This is a genomic window from Crenothrix polyspora, assembly GCF_900163755.1.
Classification (GTDB): domain Bacteria; phylum Pseudomonadota; class Gammaproteobacteria; order Methylococcales; family Methylomonadaceae; genus Crenothrix; species Crenothrix polyspora.
The window spans coordinates 1-19,497 of sequence record NZ_FUKI01000140.1; the positions used below are offsets into that span (position 1 = coordinate 1).

Annotated in this window: 14 protein-coding genes and 1 pseudogene; 5 read left to right on the forward strand and 10 right to left on the reverse strand. The window is 48.3% G+C overall.

All coding sequences use genetic code 11. The features are described 5' to 3' along the window. Positions 1–122 precede the first annotated feature (122 nt). Complete coding sequence (locus CRENPOLYSF2_RS19045) at positions 123–362, forward strand: transposase (protein ID WP_217884122.1); 240 nt, start codon at positions 123–125, stop codon at positions 360–362. A gap of 100 nt (positions 363–462) precedes the next feature. Then, a pseudogene (locus tag CRENPOLYSF2_RS14115) lies at positions 463–1,224 on the forward strand (fructosamine kinase family protein); the annotation flags it as partial. Here the strand turns inward: CRENPOLYSF2_RS14115 and CRENPOLYSF2_RS14120 are convergent. The 8 genes from CRENPOLYSF2_RS14120 to can form a co-directional block, all read right to left on the reverse strand. Further along, positions 1,205–2,791 (reverse strand): complex I subunit 4 family protein, encoded by a 1,587-nt coding sequence (locus CRENPOLYSF2_RS14120; protein ID WP_245808005.1) that lies wholly within the window; start codon positions 2,789–2,791, stop codon positions 1,205–1,207. The pseudogene CRENPOLYSF2_RS14115 and the gene CRENPOLYSF2_RS14120 overlap by 20 nt on opposite strands. Next, positions 2,748–4,322: a complex I subunit 4 family protein gene (locus CRENPOLYSF2_RS14125; RefSeq protein ID WP_245808006.1), complete on the reverse strand. Its 1,575-nt coding sequence runs from the start codon at positions 4,320–4,322 to the stop codon at positions 2,748–2,750. The genes CRENPOLYSF2_RS14120 and CRENPOLYSF2_RS14125 overlap by 44 nt, the downstream gene beginning before the upstream one ends. A 22-nt stretch (positions 4,323–4,344) precedes the next feature. Further along, positions 4,345–5,907 (reverse strand): proton-conducting transporter transmembrane domain-containing protein, encoded by a 1,563-nt coding sequence (locus CRENPOLYSF2_RS14130; RefSeq protein WP_087144594.1) that lies wholly within the window; start codon positions 5,905–5,907, stop codon positions 4,345–4,347. 3 nt (positions 5,908–5,910) lie between these two features. Next, positions 5,911–9,174: a DUF2309 domain-containing protein gene (locus CRENPOLYSF2_RS14135; protein WP_087144595.1), complete on the reverse strand. Its 3,264-nt coding sequence runs from the start codon at positions 9,172–9,174 to the stop codon at positions 5,911–5,913. Next, positions 9,171–10,643, reverse strand: coding sequence for a complex I subunit 4 family protein (locus CRENPOLYSF2_RS14140; protein WP_087144596.1), 1,473 nt, complete (start codon positions 10,641–10,643; stop codon positions 9,171–9,173). The genes CRENPOLYSF2_RS14135 and CRENPOLYSF2_RS14140 overlap by 4 nt, the downstream gene beginning before the upstream one ends. Before the next feature lie 253 nt (positions 10,644–10,896). Further along, on the reverse strand, positions 10,897–11,331 hold the full coding sequence (locus CRENPOLYSF2_RS14145) for a hypothetical protein (protein ID WP_140396874.1): 435 nt from the start codon (positions 11,329–11,331) through the stop codon (positions 10,897–10,899). 48 nt (positions 11,332–11,379) lie between these two features. Then, entirely contained in the window at positions 11,380–13,752 is a 2,373-nt protein-coding gene (locus CRENPOLYSF2_RS14150; protein WP_245808007.1) for a SulP family inorganic anion transporter, read from the reverse strand. A 103-nt stretch (positions 13,753–13,855) separates the two neighbouring features. Continuing rightward, entirely contained in the window at positions 13,856–14,509 is a 654-nt protein-coding gene (gene can / locus CRENPOLYSF2_RS14155; RefSeq protein WP_087144599.1) for a carbonate dehydratase, read from the reverse strand. Positions 14,510–14,797: 288 nt separating this feature from the next. Between can and CRENPOLYSF2_RS14160 the strand changes: the two genes are divergently transcribed. Together CRENPOLYSF2_RS14160 and CRENPOLYSF2_RS14165 are read left to right on the forward strand one after the other, a co-directional pair. Then, positions 14,798–15,469, forward strand: coding sequence for a response regulator (locus CRENPOLYSF2_RS14160; protein WP_087144600.1), 672 nt, complete (start codon positions 14,798–14,800; stop codon positions 15,467–15,469). Beyond that, the gene (locus tag CRENPOLYSF2_RS14165; protein WP_087144601.1) at positions 15,462–16,832 is read left to right on the forward strand and encodes a sensor histidine kinase; all 1,371 of its coding nucleotides are present in this window, start codon (positions 15,462–15,464) and stop codon (positions 16,830–16,832) included. Before CRENPOLYSF2_RS14160 ends, CRENPOLYSF2_RS14165 begins: the two co-directional genes overlap by 8 nt. Before the next feature lie 132 nt (positions 16,833–16,964). On the opposite strand, the gene erpA is transcribed toward CRENPOLYSF2_RS14165, so the two are convergent. Next, a complete protein-coding gene (erpA, locus tag CRENPOLYSF2_RS14170) occupies positions 16,965–17,297 on the reverse strand; it encodes an iron-sulfur cluster insertion protein ErpA (protein ID WP_087144602.1) in 333 nt (110 codons plus the stop codon). A 64-nt stretch (positions 17,298–17,361) separates the two neighbouring features. After that, complete coding sequence (gene argC, locus CRENPOLYSF2_RS14175; RefSeq protein WP_087144603.1) at positions 17,362–18,393, reverse strand: N-acetyl-gamma-glutamyl-phosphate reductase; 1,032 nt, start codon at positions 18,391–18,393, stop codon at positions 17,362–17,364. Between the two features lie 116 nt (positions 18,394–18,509). Here argC and CRENPOLYSF2_RS14180 point away from each other — a divergent pair, with 116 nt between their 5' ends. Then, a complete protein-coding gene (locus tag CRENPOLYSF2_RS14180) occupies positions 18,510–19,493 on the forward strand; it encodes an NAD(P)H-quinone oxidoreductase (RefSeq protein ID WP_245808008.1) in 984 nt (327 codons plus the stop codon). Positions 19,494–19,497: the final 4 nt, after the last annotated feature.

The window sequence follows — 19,497 nt, forward strand, 5'->3', positions numbered from 1 at the left end:
CCTGCTCAGGAAACTCTTCCAAGTAGGCCAAAAGACTATCTCCGAAGAGATCCGGGAATATCTGCTCAAAATTTCCGGTGATACTGACGATGATTGAATCCAATATCGCTTCATAGCGGTAATTGTTTGATAATAAATCCTATTTCCACGTTGCTAAAAACCTGGGGCATGGGTGGTTTTACACCGTGCATTTAGCGAACTTACGACTGACGAGATCTACAGTAGAACCGGTATTTGGGATCATAAAAGAAATCATGGGCTTTCGTCGATTTATGTTACGTGGTCTGGAGGCCATCAAAGGAGAATGGCTGCTGGTTTGTATGGCATTTAATCTTAAGCGTCTTTGCGTCTTGAATTTTTAAATAAAATGAAATGACGCAAAAAATGCAGTGATATGGCCTGATTTACGTGTTTTTACGCGAATCGGGTAGATATAAATCCTAAGACCGACAGACTCCTAGCAAGCAATCTTATTTTGTAAAACTGAACAAAGCGCATTTAATCGCCATGTTCGAAGCCGAATTCATCGGCTTACAAAATATAGCGCAAACACGCAGCATAACTGTCCCCAACCCTATTGTGTGTGGCAAGACAGAAAATCAGGCGTTTTTAGTCTTGGAATATATTGAATTTGGCACAGCTAGCAAAGCCTCCGAGCGTCACTTAGGCGAACAACTGGCCGCATTACACCAAATACCGCATGCTTATTTTGGCTGGCATCGTGATAACACCATCGGTAGCACAGCACAAATCAACACACCAAGTGACAACTGGGTTAATTTTTGGCGCGACAATCGCCTGGCTTTTCAATTAAATCTAGCCGCAAATCACGGTTATGGCGGCCAATTACAGCGTTTAGGTGAACGTTTATGCTGCGATCTGGCGGTATTTTTTAGTGACCATTATGTCCAACCATCATTACTGCACGGTGATTTATGGGCTGGTAATGCCGCTGCCAATACACAAGGCCAACCGGTCATCTTTGATCCCGCCTGCTACTACGGCGACCGCGAAGCCGATATTGCCATGACCGGGTTATTCGGCGGTTTTAGCCAAGATTTCTACGCCAGCTATAACCAGGCCTGGCCATTAAATGACGGTTATAGCGTTAGAAAAAAACTGTATAACCTGTACCACATTTTAAACCACCTCAACCTATTTGGAGGCGGCTATTTAAAACAAGCCGAACACATCATGGCACAGCTTATTGCTGAGATGAGTTAGCATCACCTTCCGCAACACTACCGCTTTTTAGTGCCTGCTGCTCTAAAATAGAAGACAACCAGGCCTCTGCTGCCGTGCGACTAATATTAACAAATCCTTGCGGGTAACATCCAATAATAACCACCAATACCGCAGGCACAGCCAATACCAGCAACTCACGCGGACGTATATCGCTGATCTGCCCCATTTGTTTGCTCACCGCGCCCCAAAACACACGGCGGCTAAACGACAACATATAAGCTGCACTCAAAATGGCTCCCAACAACGCGATAATAGCCAAACTGGCATGAGACATTAACGCACTCATAAACAGTAACAATTCAGCCGGAAAACCGCTAGTGCCTGGAAGCCCGATACTGGCCAGCATAAACAAAAAATAACACGCCGTTAAGCGCGGCATCACTTTTGCCAAGCCACCTAAATGAATAGCTTCAGTGCTGCCCAAGCGCTGCTGGATAAAACCCGCTATCAGCATCAGCGCACTGGCAATTAAGCTAAAGTTGAACAATTGCAATACCGCCCCTTGTATGCCCTGCATATTCAAACCGGCAATACCCACCACCACCAAACCCACATGACTGATACTGGCATAGGCCAATAAGCGCCGCAAATTGCTTTGCTGCAAGGCGATTAAACCCGCATAAATCAGCGTTACGCCGCCAATTATGCCTAACGCCCAACTAAACTCAACCGCCGCCGTGGGTGCGAGTGGCAAAGCAAAACGTATCAGGCCATAAACCCCCAGCTTAAGCCCCACCAGCAAGGCGGTGGTATGGGGTGCGCCCTCCATTGCCACGGTAGGTAGCCAGGTATGAAACGGTAGTAACGGCGCTTTCACTGCAAACGCCAGTAACAGCAAGCTAAAGACGGTGGCCTGTAGATGATCGGGTAATGGATTTTTTAACAACTCAGGATAACTGAATACCCATCCGTGTGTTCCCGTATTGTGTGCTGAATCTGGGTGATCTAGCGCCAAAATAATGATGGCCGCCAACAACGCCAGGCCACCAAACAGCATAAACAGCGTGTATTTGGTCGCCGCCAAGCGCCGTTCTGCACCCACGCCCCACAAACCAATCAAAAAGAAAATCAACGGTAAGGTCAGTTCCCAGAACAAAAAAAACAACACCATATCCAACGCGCAAAAAATACCCATCGTAACGCCTTCCAGCGCCAGCAATAACGCCAAATGCAAGCGCGTTAACTGCTGCACGGCATTCCATGAAACCAAGATCGCCATCAGGGTCAACAACGCCGTCATCGGCAAAAACAATACTGAGATACCATCAACACCCAGCAGGTATTCAATGTGCAAACTGGGTATCCAAACGTGATGTTCCATCCATTGAAAGCCCCCGTTAGCCGAATTAAACTGTAGCACCAAGCACACAGTTAACAACAGCTCAAAGCCCGCAACCGCCAAACCCAGTTTTTTAGCCAGCACTACATCACGCAGCAAACTTATCGCCAGTACACCCAATAAAGGCACACCAATAATACAACTCAACAACGGGAAACTGGTTTCAATCATGGCGAGGGCTAATGATTTTCTTAGCTGGGTCATCATCCGGCGCAAATACCGGATGCGATGGCTGGGTGCCGTGTACAGGGTATTGTTGGTGCATGGCAGCGGCTTCCTGGTCGATAAATTTTAGCCACGGTGTGGTGTAAAATCCGGTGCAGATTAACACCGCGCACACCGTAGCAGCAATCAGGTGTTCTTTTTTAACCGAATGGTATTGGCTATGCGATGGCCACACCTTACGTTTTAGCGTGGCAAAAAAGATGCGCTGGAAAGCCCACAGCAAAAACGCCGCCGCCATCACGTTGCCCAGCAAAATACCAATGGCAATCCACCAGCCATCCTCTTCTATCACGCCTTCTATCAATAAATGTGCGGCATCAAAGCCGGGTGTGCCGGGCATTACCATGGTGGTCAATGCAGAGATTAAGAACAAAAATGCCAACGGTGCGTTAGTGTCAAACACACCACCCAAACGGGGTAGATAGGCAGTGCGGGTGCGCTCATAAATCAGTCCTGTGCTGAAGAACAATCCGGCAGTGGCGAGCCCATAAGCAATCGACAACAACAAAGTGCCTTCCAGGCCAAAATCGTTAAAACAAAACACGCCGATAATCAACATACCGGTATGACTGATGACGGCAAAGGCCAGCAAGCGCCGGATATTAATTTGCATCAAGGCCAGTAACGCGCCGTAAAACACGCTGAGCAGACCCAAGATCACCACAAAATGCGCCCATTGCTCAGCCACACCTGGGATCATCGGCAGAATAAAACGGATCACCGCATACACGCCCAGCTTTAAGCCGACCAAAAAGATAAACGCACTGGCCACCGTGCCGTGTTCCGCCAGCACCGGCAACCAACCGTGGAACGGGAACAGCGGCATACGGATGGCAAAACCATAAAACAGCAAGATAAAAATCAGGGTTTCATCGTTTAAATAGCTGCTATTTTGTTTCAATGTTAGCCAGTCAAAACTCAGACTGTGTTCGGAATCAATCAGGCCAAACGCCAGCAACAAAAATCCGCACAGCGTCATCAGTAATCCACTGACCCAGTACTGCAACACATAGCGCAAGGTACTCTGACGATGCTGTCCCGTGCCGGCACACAAAGTTAAGACAATAACCGGCAACAATTCCAGCACACACCACAGCCAAAATTGCAGCACATTGAGTGCAGTAAATGCGCCCATCAATACGCATTCATAGCCCAGCAAACAGGCGATAAATACCTTGTCGGTGGCATGGCGGGTGATGGCGGTGTACATGAGTGCCAATACGGTAAGCAATGCAGTGAGTGGGATAAATAAGATATTAGCGCCATCGACCCCGACGCTATAACTGACACCGGCAAACTGCCATTGCTCGGCCAGCTGAATGACGAACAGACCGGTGTCAAACACCATGAGCAGATACACGCTAAGCGCCATATTGAGCAAGGCCGCCGCCACACCTACCCGCCACGCCACCACGGCGGTGCTAACGCGCAAAATAACAACCGCCGCCAATAACGGCACCAGCGCCAGTGTACTAAGCACAGGGAAAGCGGCAGATTGAGACCACAGGTTCATCGCAGAAATAGCCATCAAACGCTCAGAAAGTAACCAGTAAAGTGATGCACACGAACAATACCAGATAACGCGGCCTTAACAACGTACGTTCAATCTGATTAACACGCCTGCCCAGGTTGCGACTACGACCTATCGTAGCCTTACTGATGCCACGTAATACCAGGCGCACTTCCAGCCAGTGCATAACAGCCGCCGCCCACTGGGTTAATGTACCAGCCAGTCCGCTACCGTGCGAGAAATCATCAACAACATTGTTCAGCCGCGCACCGATAGAGTGTTCTTTTAACTGCGCTAAAGAAGCTGCGGCGTTAAGCGCGGGCGCGGAACAGCCCATCACCTTGTCTAAGCCTTGGTCATCAAAATAACTTAAATCGTGCGCCAACTGCTGTACTGGTTTGACCAACGCCCAATCTGCGATTTGATCCAGCCAAAACCGTTGTACCGAAGCCAGATACAACCAACGTGACTTGGCTAATAACGGTGACACAGCTTGTATAGGATTATCATGGACATTGTGTAGCAGCGAAGGCGCAGTCAACACCTGATAGCCGCGCACGACAGCATGGGCAGCCAGATGCCATGAAGCTATTTCCCAAAAACCCAGGCCACATTCCATAAACATCAAGCCCAACTGGCCAGAGGTTGCAAACACCAGCGAACTTTTTATATCGGTTTGCGTTAAACCAACCAAATAACTGTACAGCGCAGTCAACGCACCGACCACCACCAGCAACCCCATCACCATCGGCGCTTGTTCAAACAAGTCTTGTAACAGTATCAACAGATAAACACCAGCATGGATCATCACTGCGCCGTAAAACGCAGCACTGGACGGCGTAGGGCCTTCCATAGCCCGTGCCAGCCACGGGGTAAATGGCAGCTGTGCAGATTTGGCACACGCCGCCAGCGCAAAACAAAACGCGATACCGGTGGCTTCCGCTGTACCCAATCTGTCAACAGGGTGACTAATCGCTTGCCAATCTAGGGTATTTAACCAATAAACACTTAAGCCCATGCCCATCAAAAAACCCGTATCGCCAATACGATTAGTGACAAACACCCGCACCGCATTGCCACTGGCAACAGGACGGTCATACTGGTAAGCAATCAATAAAAAAGAGCATAATCCGGCGATCTCCCAACCAACAAAACTCAGCACGCTACTGCCCGACAACACCAGCAATAACATGGCAAAAGCAAACAGATTGTAGATGAAAAAAAACCGGAAATAACCCCGCTCACGGTGCAGATAATTAACCGAAAAGCGCAGGATAATAACCAGCAACAGCGCAAACAGCGCGGCCACATACACGCTAAACCCGCTACTGATAAAATTGACCGAAACCACCACATTCTCACAGCGCAGCCAGTCACCGACCACAAACAGGCCGGTATTGTTACCCAGCAGTTCCGCACCCGCGACCACCAAAGCCATTAAACACGCCAGCGTCAACGTCCACAGGCTAATGTCAGCGGTGAGCGATTCTTTAGCCTCGCCTTGCAAAACACCCAAAAAATGTCCCAGGCCAATAATAAGTGCGGCCAGCAATGGCAACAGCGGAATAAAAACAGTCAACGCATCCATAGTCTACGCTCGCTCCGTAGGCTGCTTAATTAACGCAGGCGCTACAGGTAAACTCTGGCCTTGGTAGCACGCCAGCGAGCTATCAAATCGAGGCAAATCCCCTGCCCCAGCGTGCCATTGCACAAAGCCCACGCCGCGTTCAAACGTGTAGATTGTGCCGTCGTCGGGGTCTTTAACACTGAGATGCACCCAGCCGCCACCAATCAATTCGGCCAGTTCAGGTTGACGGCCATAAATTTTTTCCAATACGCTGGTTTTAGCTTCCACTACAATTTGTAAGCGCATGGCTTCGTGGATTTCCACCATTTGCTGCGGCAAGCCGGTACGCAAATCACTGCTCGCGCCCTCCATTACCCCAAACAAACCGGTCACGTTATGCGGCACTTTCGTCCCGCAGCCTAAGCGTTCGTTATTGACGGTGGAAAAATAATACTCCAGATTAATCCCCGCACCCACAGGTCCCACCGCCACCAATATTCTTTCCAAAATACTGCCATCTTCATCCTGGGTGGGGTCGTAAGAGATAAGAAACACGCGCCGGTCATAAAACACACCTTGGGTTAACGACCGCCTGCCCACCACCGCAGCGGCATTGGTGGCATGGCCCAATTCTGGCCGCGCCTGCGAAAAGTCGGCGGCACGTTCCTGGATATGCTGCAAGGCCAATTTCGGCGTGGGATTGCGTGGGGCGGAAGCCAGACGACGGCAACGCTCGTGTGCCGACATGGTTTGTGCGTGTTGCAGTTCTTGCAGCAGTTGTTGGTAGGCTGTGGTAAATGCTGCCGGCATATCGACCAGATCGTACCAGATGATAGCTTCGTTGCAGGTATTGTGCTCTGCACCTAAAAACCAGCTGTCATCGGATATGTGGATACCCCGCTCTGCCAACAAAATTCGCACTTCGGGGCGGTTAGCCATTGCGGCAAACACCCGTGCATTAGGGCCACCGTGCCGGCCACTGCACGCACCGCAATCATAGGCTGCCAAATGTGGGTTGTTCTGACTGATAGAGCCATGCCCCATCAGCACCACCAACGGCGCAAAGCCATAAGCCAAGCCGGTGTTGCGTAAAAATCCTGCCACACGCTCGGCTTGCTCGGCATCGGTAAAGCCTTGATTGGATTGCACTGACGGTTTTTTCTCGCCCTCTACAGCGGTAAAATGGAGCTGCGTCGGCACATCCGGCACCAGCTTTTGACCAATCGCCGTCACAAGCCCGTGTTGCTGCTTGGCAGCCAGCGATTTACCCAGTAAACCAACCAAAGTAAACGGTGCCAGCAACGGCATAAGCGGCGCAGATGACAGCACATTACGGCGCAAGCCCACGTTAACCAGATTACTGCACTGTTGCAAAAAATGCCCGCCCTTATCATAGCTGGCAGAAACCTTCTCCATCCCTGTCCTCGGCACTTCCCTAACATCATGCTGGGGCGTGACCACAATCGGGCACAGCGCCGTAGTTTTGTTATCGTCCAGGCCTTGATAGTTCATCGCCACGCCGAAAAAACCCGCCGCACCCAAAGTTTCAATAGCAGGATTTAATTCTTCCAGATGCCGCCGGATACTTTCCTCACGGTCATCCATGCAGAAGATTATGTGTGACGATGGCCGCTGTTCGCGTTTAGCCCAACGACCTCGGTTATGGTTTTCCTGCAAGCCCTGGAACAGTGCATCGCGGTAATTGCGCTCGTAAGCCACCAGCCAAATCTGGCTGCGTTGTGCAGAGGACAGCCCATCTAATACGGCAAGCATCGCCAGTATATCGGCTTTGGCCAGTTGTTGAACTTCGGCTACCGTCAAACCCAAATGCTGCACCAACCTAAACAAGCGCCAGCCAGTGTTGGTCACGGTAAACTCTGTGGGCTTTTGCGCCAGCGGACTCATCTGCCACGTCCAGATCAAATCAGCCAGATGCTGCCAGTCCTGGCGCTGGTTGCGCTCAGAACCCGATTGTAACACCACCGCTTGGGCTTTGTGGCTTAAATATTCCGGTAAATCGCCCTGATATAACTGCCAGCGCACCATCGCTTCAGACAGGTTTTTGCCGAAATAACGCTGGATAGCACCTAAGGTAGCCGGTATTTTCCAGACATCACGGCACACTTGATTAAGCCATAAACTGTCCAGCGTTAAACGTACCGCCAAATAATCCGCCAGCGTGGGTACGGGCTTAAAACCAGTGTGATAGCCAGGATGGTGTTGCCGCCAGTTAATCATCCCCGACCAGCCAGGAATTTCCAGCGCCAAACGCTGTAAATAGCCTTGCCATTGTGCCAATGGAATTTCCAGCTGGTGTAACTGCCATGCAATCGCCGCAACCGGCTCTTCCGGCAGCTTGGCAAGCATGGCCTGACCATCGGGTAAATCTTGCAAAAACGCATTGGCATCGTAGCGCATAGCTGTGCGCCACGCGCCGTACAAGCCTAGCTGTTGGTCGGGGCTATGCCAGGCAGCAAGACCATGATCCAGCGCCGTCGCACAAGCCCGTATCAATTGTGGGCGCACCGATTCCAGTATATCCACACCACTTAGCACTTTGACCAAACCGCCCAAGGTCTGGCTAGTGCCAACGCTGGCACACAGCTCATCAAGCACACAGCTGGCTTGTTGCTGCATGGCCTCGTGGGTGGTAGTATCTAACGATTGTTTATGCTCGGCCAGCCAGTTTTCCGCCTGCTCTAGCGACAAATCCAGCAGCGCTTCAGGATGCACGGCAGCAGGGTGTAAATCCAGCTTATCCTGCACGGTTTCCCACAGCTGTTTGATGGTATTATCCGCACTGCCAGGCTTGCCCCAAGTGCTGTGTAAATCGACAGGGACATCCGCTTGCACATGGCTTAACGCCCCCAGCTCTTCTAACTGCCAGTTTAATTGGCTCAGCGAGAGTTTTGGAAAATCCGCCAATAAAGCCAGGCGATAAATAGCCTTTTGGGTAATCGCTTTAGCACCAACACAGCAAACCAGTTTCTCCGGCGATAAGCCAGATTGTGCCGCCAGCGCCAATGATAAATCACGTTCAGTCACCCGACCTTGCTGATAAAATTCACGGCAGCGACTTTCCGGTAGATAACAGCCTATGCCCGTTAAGGCCTCAAATTTTTCCAGCGCGTCTTCAAAGCTGTCGTGCTGAAAACCGTGTAAGGTATTATGATGGACGAAATCACGTATCGGCGCTTGAGCAGGTAGAATATGATCAAGCCCTGCCAACGCGGCCATAATCACGCTACGGTCGTCTTGGATTAGGTCTATTAACGGTTCCATACTCATAATGGTCTGGATTTAATCACGGCACTCAACTCACTGAGGGTGGCGGCTGACAGCTGGATCAATGCTTCTGGCAAGATACCCAACAGCACGATGCCGACCACTAAAATACCGGCGGCCAGCAAGCCCGCCGAATGCAAATCTGGAATAGCGTGCATGGCAGGGCGCACAGGGCCGGTAAATAACACGCCGATGGTACGCAAACAATACGCTGCCGTAATCAACATACTCATGCCGAATAAGACCATAAGGCCGCCCCATTGCTGGTATCCGGCCATTAACACGGACAATTCAGCGATAAACCCCACCGTGCCCGGCAAGCCCATAGCCGCCAGCAACACCAGCGTCATTAACAGCGTGTAGCGCGGCATGGTGTGTACCAAGGAACTGTAATCCTGGATATTACGGGTGTGGGTGCGCTCATATAACAGGCCAACCAGCAAAAACAATGCACCAGCAATCAAGCCGTGCGCGGTCATTTGCAACACCGCACCACTCAGCCCCAGCTGCGTTAAGGTAGACATACCCAGCAACACCAGACCCATGTGGCTAACCGACGAATACGCCACCATCGCTTTAAGATCGGTTTGCCGCCAGGCCAGCAGGCCCCCGTATAACATGCCAAATAAACCCAAAAATATCAGCAGCGGCTGTAAAATGTGTGCGGCTTCCGGCAACATCACCAGCACGCGGATCAAGCCATATGCGCCCATTTTTAACAAGATGCCGGACAATAAGATACTGATCGGGCTAGGCGCTTCCACATGTGCCAGTGGCAACCAGCCATGCAGCGGAAAAATCGGTAATTTAACACCGAAGCCAATCAAAAAGCCCAGCAACACCAGCACTTGTTCTTGCCAGGGCATGTCTTTGGCCATCTGGTGCATGGAGGTCATCAAGGTGCCTTCGTATTCCAAGTCGTATTCACTGATGGCCAGCAAACTGAGCAGCATGAACACCGAGCCGCCCATAGTGTACAACACAAAATTAAGGCTGGCGGCATGGCGGCGTTTACCGCCCCAGCGACCAATCAGAAAAAACAGCGGGATTAAAGTAACCTCCCAGAAAGTATAGAACAACGCCCAATCCTGCGCCAAAAATACACCGAGTATGCCAAACTCCAGCAGCAACACGCACAAATGATAACCTTTGATACTGTCGGTAATGGAGAATGAGGCCAGCAAGGCCACCGACGTTAACACGGTGGCCAATAGCACCATCGGCAGGGATAAACCGTCTACGCCCAAGGCATATTCACTGCCCAAATCAGGATTGATGGGGAAATTTTCGTTGAATTGGGTGGCAGCATTGTGTTGGTCGTAATGGATCAACAACCACAGACTTAGCAATAACGTTACGCTGCTAAATAAATGCGCTAAACATCGAATAACACGGGGCTTATCACCTGGGGCAAACGCCAAAAATACCGCACCCAAAGCTGGCATCCAAAGCAGTAGACTGAGTATTCCCATGCGGCTTATATTACCAGTTTACAAAACGTAAGGATTTTACGCGAGGACAGTGTTTTGGTATAGCCTAAATCTATTGAAAATCGGCAAGCCCATTTTTAAATAGCCAAAAACCTGTTTGCGCATCTTTTATAAATCAGCCAGTGTAATTATCTAAACTTTCATAAACCTTTCAATCGCCCCTTATAAAAATCAATCCATCTAAGTCTGACAACCGTATTGGCAAAAAAATGCGAGAAATTAGAATTGACTACCATCAACTGCTGAGCCACAAAACCATACCCAACATACCCACCATAAAAACCGCGCCCCATTGGATTTTCCCTTTTAGCGATTGTGCTTGCCAATACCCTAATGTCTCGGCTTTGGATTGCTGCCAGTAAGCGGTAACTTGCTCGACCAACGCTCTATAACAATCGGGTAACAACTGGATGAGCTTAAGCGTGGCGTACGCACCAATGCTGAGCATGACATAAAAAACCAGCACTTCAGCAGTACGAGGATCAACATGAAACAGATGCTCAATGAGTCTTTCGAGCGTATGTTCACAAAACTCGAACATAAGATGCAATATTCCAAAAAGATAATGCAGCAGCGATAAAAATAAGTCCCAGAACGTATCGTAAAAAAACAAGGCACTGATTACCAATACGGCCTTAATAACAACTTTTGGATTATTGCTCAATAGCATGTTAGCGCCCACAACCGATCTCCGAATAGAGTGGATTTTCGAAAAGACCTAATTTGTTCTAGGATCTGCTTTCCTCCAAAAGCTGCTGTTTAATAATGCGTTTGCTAAAGTTGATTGATGGCTGTGCTGTTTTATAGCCAAAACAGGTATCGTTGATTCCTCCATAACTTGCGCCGCAACATTACCCAACAGTATGGTGGCTGCGCGGCTATGCCCACGAGTACTTAACACAATTAAATCCGCCTGACATACTTCGGCTTTACGGAGTACTGTGCTAGCCACATTAATGCTTTCCTCAAAAGCTGGCTTTACCATAACGCCCTGCGTATTAACCTGTGCCATAAACTTGGCAAAAGCCGCTTCTTCTTCACCACGCACAATGCCTTCATGTTCATCGTAACGAATGACTGACGCATCAAAAAAGGCATGAACCGCCAAACATTCGGGAATTTGGTTAATACGTGCAAGCGCCGTTGCTTGCGACAAGCTTTCTGCCGAAGGCGTTGAAAAATCGATAGGCACAATAATCCGTGTCATTATAGGTTGGCTGTCTTCTGGCACCATCCATACCGAACAGCTGGCGATCATCGCCAACCGTTTGGCTAACGACCGCTGTCCTCTTCTTATTTTATTAAGCCCTAACAGTATCAGATCGGATTTAGTGGACAGCGTAAACTGAACCAACTCATCTATATGGCTTGCACCTTCTACCGTTTGGAAATCTATGTGTATATGATCCAATACGCCCTCAAAATGATGCAATACTGCATCGGCCATACTTTTTTTCAGTGTATTTGCTGAGCGTGGATTGTGGTTTTTTTCATAAGATGTCACAACGTGTACAAAGTGGAAGTTTTTACTAATACCCCGTTGTGCAATATTGGCAGCATAGCGTAACAGAGTATGATCTTCATCCGTCATCAACAGTGGGATTGTCACTCCGTTAAAATGGCCTGGCACTGGCAAAGCATCTTGCGCATTGGACAAAGCCATCGGCATATCGGCAAGTGGGGGTGCGTGTGCGGGCTTTTCAAGAAATCGGTACGCTATGGCATAAATGACCAGCGCCGAAAGGACTCCAGTCAAAAAATCGGTTACTGGAACCATTATCGCCGTATAAACCATTAAACCGGCGTGAAATTTGTTATGGTTAAAAACCTCTTTGATTTCCGAAACCTTAATCATATTAGAGGCCACCCATAACAAAATGCCACCAATACAGGCCATTGGCACCATTTCTAGATAATGGGCAATGTAATAAGCCAACGAGAGCTTGAAAACAGCCTTGAAGTAACCGGCCAGTGGCGTAACAGCCCCTGCCTTAATACTGGTCGCCGTCCGTGCCAAAGCACCAGTACAAGGAAAACCGTTAACCATCGGAGTAATGATTTGCACCAAACCTTGCCCCCAAAACTCCTTATCCGGATTAAAAGGTGTTTTGCGATTGTTGGCCATGCGGTCAGCCATCGAAGAACACAACAAACTTTCCACTGCAGAAACAAACACAATCGCTGCCACAAAATACGCGATGTCAATCGCCACCGTAGGTGTTATTGGCGGCATAGAAGGCGGGGTAAACACAAAAAAATTATTCGGGATGCTACCATAGATATCCCGTACTAAAATAACGCCTTTATTAGCCAATACTGTGGCGGCAAGCGCAGTGGACAAGCCAATAGCCAATAATGGAGCGGGAATAAAAATGGAAATCCGCAATAGACCTTTGGTCAGAATAAAGGTCATTAACCCCAGGAAAACAGACCAGACATTGATTTTGTCAATGTTACTAAAAGCCGCCAAAAGGTTATGGAGCAACCCTCCCTTAATATCTTCGTCTTCACCCAACAAGTCCTTAAAGCTTTCTATGCCCAAAATAGATTCCAGGTTGCTTAAGGCGATAGCAACCGCAATGCCGACCGTAAAGCCAACAATAATGGAATTGGGCACCAATTTGGCATATTTGCCTAGCCCAAAAATACCCATTAACATTAAAATAACACCGGCAATGATGGACACAAACACCAAAAAACCGTGTGCCTGGGCAAAAGTGCCCCCCCCGGCCTCGCCGTATTTTGTAATGAGTGCGGCAATAATAGGAATAAACGCCGCCGTTGGCCCGTACACCTGGTATTTTGACCCGCCCCAGGTACGCCCGATAACGCACGCCAGTGCACCGGCAATAATACCTTGCTCAGGCCTTAGCCCCATTGCCATGGCAAACCCCATTGCCATGGGAATAGCGGTTAACGCCACAATTAGTCCGGCGCTCATGTCACGATAAGTTGTTTTAAGCCAAGTTTCTTTGGTTAAATCTTCAAATCGGCTATCCCAGAAGGTATTAAACATTTTAAGACGCGCTAAAATACCTTCCTCCTTATGTCCAGCCGGCTTTGGCGATGGGCTGTTTAAATTTTCAGTCACTTTCATCATTATTCCAGTATTAATAATTATATAAATGGATCAATTATAGCCAAGTATAAAATCTGATTGGCAAGCGGTTAGCCAATAAAATTAGCTGAGGGTGTTAATAATCACGCTCGGCTAGAAAATCATATTTATAAATCGGGTCGATAGGGGTATCGTGGGTTACAGTTATCAGTTTCTTCAGCAAGCCATCCGTCAAGCCATAGACCAAACCATGCAACACAGGACGCTGGTGATGATGCCATGCACCTTGGATAATGGAGGTATGAGAGATAGTCTTTACCTGCTCGATCACATTCAGCTCCACCAGCCGATTAACCCGCTGTTCTTCGGTAGGTAAAGCATCAATTTCCGCCTTATGGAAACGGTAAATATCCTTAATGTGCATCAACCATTTGTTGGTAATCACCAGATTAGGATTTTGCTGCGCCAACGCCGCCTTAATACCGCCACAGTTGTAATGCCCACAAATGATGACGTGTTTCACATCCAGCACCGACACCGCATATTGCAAAACGCTGAGTGAATTAAAATCAGTTTCTACCATCTGGTTGGCAATATTACGGTGGATAAATATTTCCCCAGGTTCAGCATTAACAATAATTTCTGCCGGTACACGACTGTCCGAGCAACCTATCCAGAGAAATTCAGGGGTTTGTGATTTGGCAGATTGCTCAAAAAAATCGGGATCTTCGTGTTTTTTTTCTTTCGCCCAAGCTTTATTTTCCAGTAATAATCTTTCAAACGAGTTCATGCTTTATCCTTATTAGGCTGTGTAGTCCAAGAATGGTCTTTAGTGTTATGCTTCGCAAGAGAGCCATCAAAAACATAATGACGCTATCGCTGGAATGGTGTGGAATAGTTAAGCGTCTAGGCTGTTGTTATTAACCCGACCACAACCATCGGCCTTACATTAAAATGCCGAATTTGTTAAGTTTTCATCCCTAAACATAAATAATCAAAATTTTAATCCATTTATTTAATGGAATCAGTCTATGTCACCTAGCTTTCAAAAACCTTTCACAGAAAATCCTACGCCGCTATGAATATTTTATTAGTAGAAGATGATGCCGTTTTGGCCGATGGCTTACTGTATACCCTGAGGAAAACAGGCTATACCGTCACCAGCGCCACCACGGGCACGTATGCCGAGCATTTATTGCTGGCGCAGGACTTTGACTTGATTGTGCTGGATTTGGGCTTACCAGATATTGATGGACTTACACTGCTGCGAAAATTTCGCCAACGCAAAAACCCCATACCGATACTGATCTTAACCGCACGCGATGGCATTAACGACCGCATCCAAGGCATAGAACAAGGCGCGGATGACTATATGACCAAGCCTTTTGAGCTTCGGGAATTGGAGGCGAGAATCCACGCGCTGATACGACGCTGCTACGGCGGTTTTCGCCAAGATATTGTCATAGGCCGCTTAAAGCTCAATACCCACGACCACCAGATTATGGCCGATGACCAGTTGATGATGCTATCGCCACGCGAATACGGTGTACTGGAAATACTGCTGCTGCAAGCCGGTAAAGTGGTGTGCAAGGATAGGCTAGCACAGCGGCTCTCCACAGAAGGCGATGGTCTGGCCGACAATGCCATCGAAGTTTACATCCATCGGGTCAGAAAACGCATAGAACCTTATGGTGCAGTGATACGTACATTACGTGGATTAGGCTATCTGCTGGAAACCACCGATGCCTAGAAATAAAAGCTTGAAAAATGGCATCTTACTGCGCTTGATTGTGCCGTTAATATTTTTTATTTCCTTGGAATCCATCCTGTCGTATTTTGTCACCCTGCATTACGTGGACAAAACTTACGATGGCTGGTTACTGGATTCAGCACGGTCTTTGGCGCAAGAAATCAAGGTAATAGAGGCCAACATCACCGTTGAGTTACCTCCCGCCGCCCTGGAAATCATCAAATGGGATGAGCTGGACAAGACCTATTTTAAAATCAGCTCCCTGGAAAAAGGCCTGTTGGCAGGCGATGCCTTAGTGCCGAATGCACCAGACACTGTGGACAGGTCTAAGCCGGTGTATTTTAAGGCTGAGATTAATGGCGAGCCAGTGCGTGTGGTGTCCATGCAGATGGTGAAACAAGGTATCGCCGATACCTTTTACGTGCAGGTCGCCGAAACTTTGAACAAGCGCCAACAAATGATGACCGACATTATCCTGGCCGATTTATTGCCGCAAATTGTGCTGGTGATGATCGCCAGTCTGTATTTATTGATGGGCTTAAAACGCGGCCTACAACCCTTGCACCGATTAGCCAATAACATTGCTCAGCGCTCGGCACGCGACTTAAGCCCCATCCAGGACGCAGATGTTTTCCTGGAAGTTCGCACCCTCACCGACACCATCAACGGCTTGCTGGTGCGGCTGACTGGAGCGATTGATGCTCAGCAACGTTTTATCGCCAATGCCGCGCATCAGTTACGCACGCCCTTGGCGGGCTTGGTGGTGCAAGCAGAACGGGCGTTACGTGAACAGGATTTGGCCGCCATGCAGCCTGCACTGTTACAGATGCAAAACTCCGCTGATCGGCTGTCACATACCGTGTCGCAATTGCTGGTGCTGGCAAAGTCTGAACCAGTTGACGGCATGAACGAACTTAAACCTATCAACCTTTATGATGTGGTCAGGGACAGCTGCATGGAATGGGCAGCCAAAGCTTTGCAGCGGCACATAGAATTAAGTCTGGAATCAACCGGCAAAGCCATTTTTATTTTAGGAGACGCTGTATTGTTGGGCGAGTTGCTGGCTAATCTTCTGGATAATGCCATTAACTACGGACAGCGCAATGGCACTATCCTGGTTAAGCTCAACCATGAACCTACGCCCAGCCTCATAATTGAAGACGATGGCCCTGGTATACCGGACAGTGAAAAAAACCGCATTTTTGAGCGTTTTTACCGTATGCCCAATAGCCCAGGTAATGGCTGCGGTTTGGGGCTTGCCATTGTTAAGGAGATTGCTGATTTACATAAAGCTCAACTTGAGCTGAGTAATGGTTCTTTAGGCGGGACGCGGGTTTTTATAAAATTTAATGACGAAAGCTAGATTCAAATAACAAGGTAATTTCCATCTTACATTCAACTCATAAGTACAATCGCTATAATTTGCTGGCGTGGCCAGTAAAACGCAATATTAAAATTTGGGAAGCCTATTAACAAACCTCCCAAAAAAGAGACATTACACCGAGAACGAAGATCCGCAACCGCAAGTGGTTTTTGCACTGGGGTTACGAATGACAAACTGTGCGCCAGATACGTCTTCTTTGTAATCGACTTGCGCACCGGTAAGATACTGAATGCTCATCGAATCAATTAACACGGTAACGCCGCCGTTGATAACACGGGTGTCGTCTTCATTGACTTCTTCATCAAACGTAAAGCCGTATTGAAAACCTGAACAACCGCCACCGGAAACATACACCCGAAGCTTTAAGTCATCATTACCTTCTTCGACGATGAGTTCTCTTACCTTGGCCGCAGCGCTGTCAGTAAAAATAATTGGAGTAGCCATAAGTTAAATACCACAAAAAAATAAAAGTTAATCGATTATGAGCAGCCGCTGATGCTTAGTCAAGTTAAGGATACAACGCCACTGTATTTAAGCCGGTGTGTTCCGGTAAGCCAAACATCAGATTCATATTATGCACCGCTTGCCCTGCTGCCCCCTTCACCAGGTTATCTATGACCGATAATATCACCACCGTATCTTGCCCTTGTGGTTGATGAATGGAAATATGACAGTTGTTACTGCCTCTTACATTACGGGTGTCGGGATGAGAATTAGCCGGCAACACATCTACAAAGACTTCATCCGCATACTTTTGTTCAAACAGCGTTTGTAAGCTACCGACATCGCCAGTCAATCTTGCGTATAAGGTGGCATGAATCCCCCGAATCATAGGTACTAAATGCGGCACAAACGTTAAACCTACCGATTGCTTGGCGGTTAACGCCAGTTGTTGGCGAATTTCCGGCAAATGCCGATGCCCTGCAACCCCATAAGCTTTAAAACTTTCGCCGGTTTCGCTCATCAGCGTTGCCATTTCCGCTTTACGCCCTGCGCCACTGACACCGGATTTAACGTCAGCAATCAGATGATGGGGATCAATCAAACCCTTTTCAAGCAACGGTAAAAAACCCAATTGCACGGCGGTAGGGTAACAACCAGGGTTAGCCACCAATCTCGCCGTTTTAATGCTCTCCCGATGGGTTTCCGGCAAACCGTATACCGCTTCTGCAATAAGTGTAGGACAAGCGTGTTCCATGCCGTACCAGTGCTGCCACTCCAGCGCATCCTTCAGCCTAAAATCTGCGGAAAGATCAATAATTTTAACGCCGTACGCCAATAACTGCTGCGCCATCAACATGGCTGTACCATTGGGCGTGGCAAAAAACACCAGATCACAAGCACTTAATGTTTCTACATCTGGCGCACTGAACACGGTGTCAATAGCACCACGCAAACTAGGATACAGCGCATCAACACGGCTTCCAACATCAGAACGCGATGTCACCACGCTGACCTCAACCTCTGGATGTAACGCCAAAATCCGTAATAATTCTACACCGGTATAACCCGTGCCTCCCACGATGCCTGCGCGTATCATACTCGTAAACCTGTCTGTCAATTATTGACTATTCAACTAAAGGGATAGCAGCAACCGCAACCGTTGCTGCCCATACTGATTATAATACCTGTTTTGCAGCCTTTACAGAACCTACTATGCAAATTCCCACGCACATGCTCGCTATCGAAATTATTGATGGCTTATTGCAAGCCACACAACGCGCAACCCCCAAACCCACCGGCAAACAAGTGCTTATTAAAGTTAGCGCAGCCGGTGTTAATAGACCGGATGTTATGCAGCGCAAAGGCTTATATCCGCCACCTGTGGGTGCTTCTGATATTCCAGGCCTGGAAGTGTCTGGAACGGTAATTGCCATCGGCGAGTGTGTTAACCACCTCACTGTGGGTGATGCTGTATGTGCTTTGGTCACTGGCGGCGGGTACGCGCACTATTGTCTGGCTAATGAAGACTTATGCTTGCCGATACCCCACAAACTGTCTTTTATTGAAGCTGCCGGTACCCCCGAAACGTTTTTCACGGTCTGGAGCAATGTATTTGATCGTGGCCATCTGGCGGCTAATGAATGGTTACTGGTACACGGCGGTAGCAGCGGCATAGGGACAACCGCCATACAACTGGCTAAAGCCTTTGGAGCTAAAGTGGTGATTACCGCAGGTTCGGACAGTAAATGCCAGTTTTGCATTAATCTGGGCGCTGATGCAGCCATTAATTACCGTAACCACGATTTTGTTGCTGCCATAAAAAAGCTCACCGACAACCACGGTATAGATGTTATTTTAGACATGGTAGGTGGCGATTATTTACCACGCAATATCAATTGTCTGGCTTACGATGGTCGCCTGCTGCAAATAGCCTTACAAAACGGTATTAAATCTGATATAAATCTATTGTCCGTCATGCTAAAGCGACTGATCATTACCGGCTCAACCTTAAGGGCGAGAGACGATGACTTTAAAATCGCTATTGCTCAAAAATTACGTGAGCAGGTCTGGCCTTTATTGGCAGTTGGCGTTGTCAAACCCATTATACATGCAACATTTACATTAACTGAGGCTATGCAGGCACATCGACTCATGGAAAGCAGCCAGCATATTGGAAAAATCATCTTAACTACCTAAAACC

Excerpts from the sequence above, each read along its gene's own strand:
- CRENPOLYSF2_RS14180 (WP_245808008.1), top strand. The coding sequence starts at position 18,510 with ATGCAAATTCCCACGCACATGCTCGCTATCGAAATTATTGATGGCTTA.
- CRENPOLYSF2_RS14120 (WP_245808005.1), bottom strand. The coding sequence starts at position 2,791 with ATGATGACCCAGCTAAGAAAATCATTAGCCCTCGCCATGATTGAAACC.
- CRENPOLYSF2_RS14130 (WP_087144594.1), bottom strand. The coding sequence starts at position 5,907 with ATGGATGCGTTGACTGTTTTTATTCCGCTGTTGCCATTGCTGGCCGCA.
- can (WP_087144599.1), bottom strand. The coding sequence starts at position 14,509 with ATGAACTCGTTTGAAAGATTATTACTGGAAAATAAAGCTTGGGCGAAA.
- erpA (WP_087144602.1), bottom strand. The coding sequence starts at position 17,297 with ATGGCTACTCCAATTATTTTTACTGACAGCGCTGCGGCCAAGGTAAGA.
- CRENPOLYSF2_RS14140 (WP_087144596.1), bottom strand. The coding sequence starts at position 10,643 with ATGGGAATACTCAGTCTACTGCTTTGGATGCCAGCTTTGGGTGCGGTA.
- CRENPOLYSF2_RS14165 (WP_087144601.1), top strand. The coding sequence starts at position 15,462 with ATGCCTAGAAATAAAAGCTTGAAAAATGGCATCTTACTGCGCTTGATT.
- CRENPOLYSF2_RS14135 (WP_087144595.1), bottom strand. The coding sequence starts at position 9,174 with ATGAGTATGGAACCGTTAATAGACCTAATCCAAGACGACCGTAGCGTG.
- CRENPOLYSF2_RS14160 (WP_087144600.1), top strand. The coding sequence starts at position 14,798 with ATGAATATTTTATTAGTAGAAGATGATGCCGTTTTGGCCGATGGCTTA.
- CRENPOLYSF2_RS14125 (WP_245808006.1), bottom strand. The coding sequence starts at position 4,322 with ATGAACCTGTGGTCTCAATCTGCCGCTTTCCCTGTGCTTAGTACACTG.
- argC (WP_087144603.1), bottom strand. The coding sequence starts at position 18,393 with ATGATACGCGCAGGCATCGTGGGAGGCACGGGTTATACCGGTGTAGAA.
- CRENPOLYSF2_RS14145 (WP_140396874.1), bottom strand. The coding sequence starts at position 11,331 with ATGCTATTGAGCAATAATCCAAAAGTTGTTATTAAGGCCGTATTGGTA.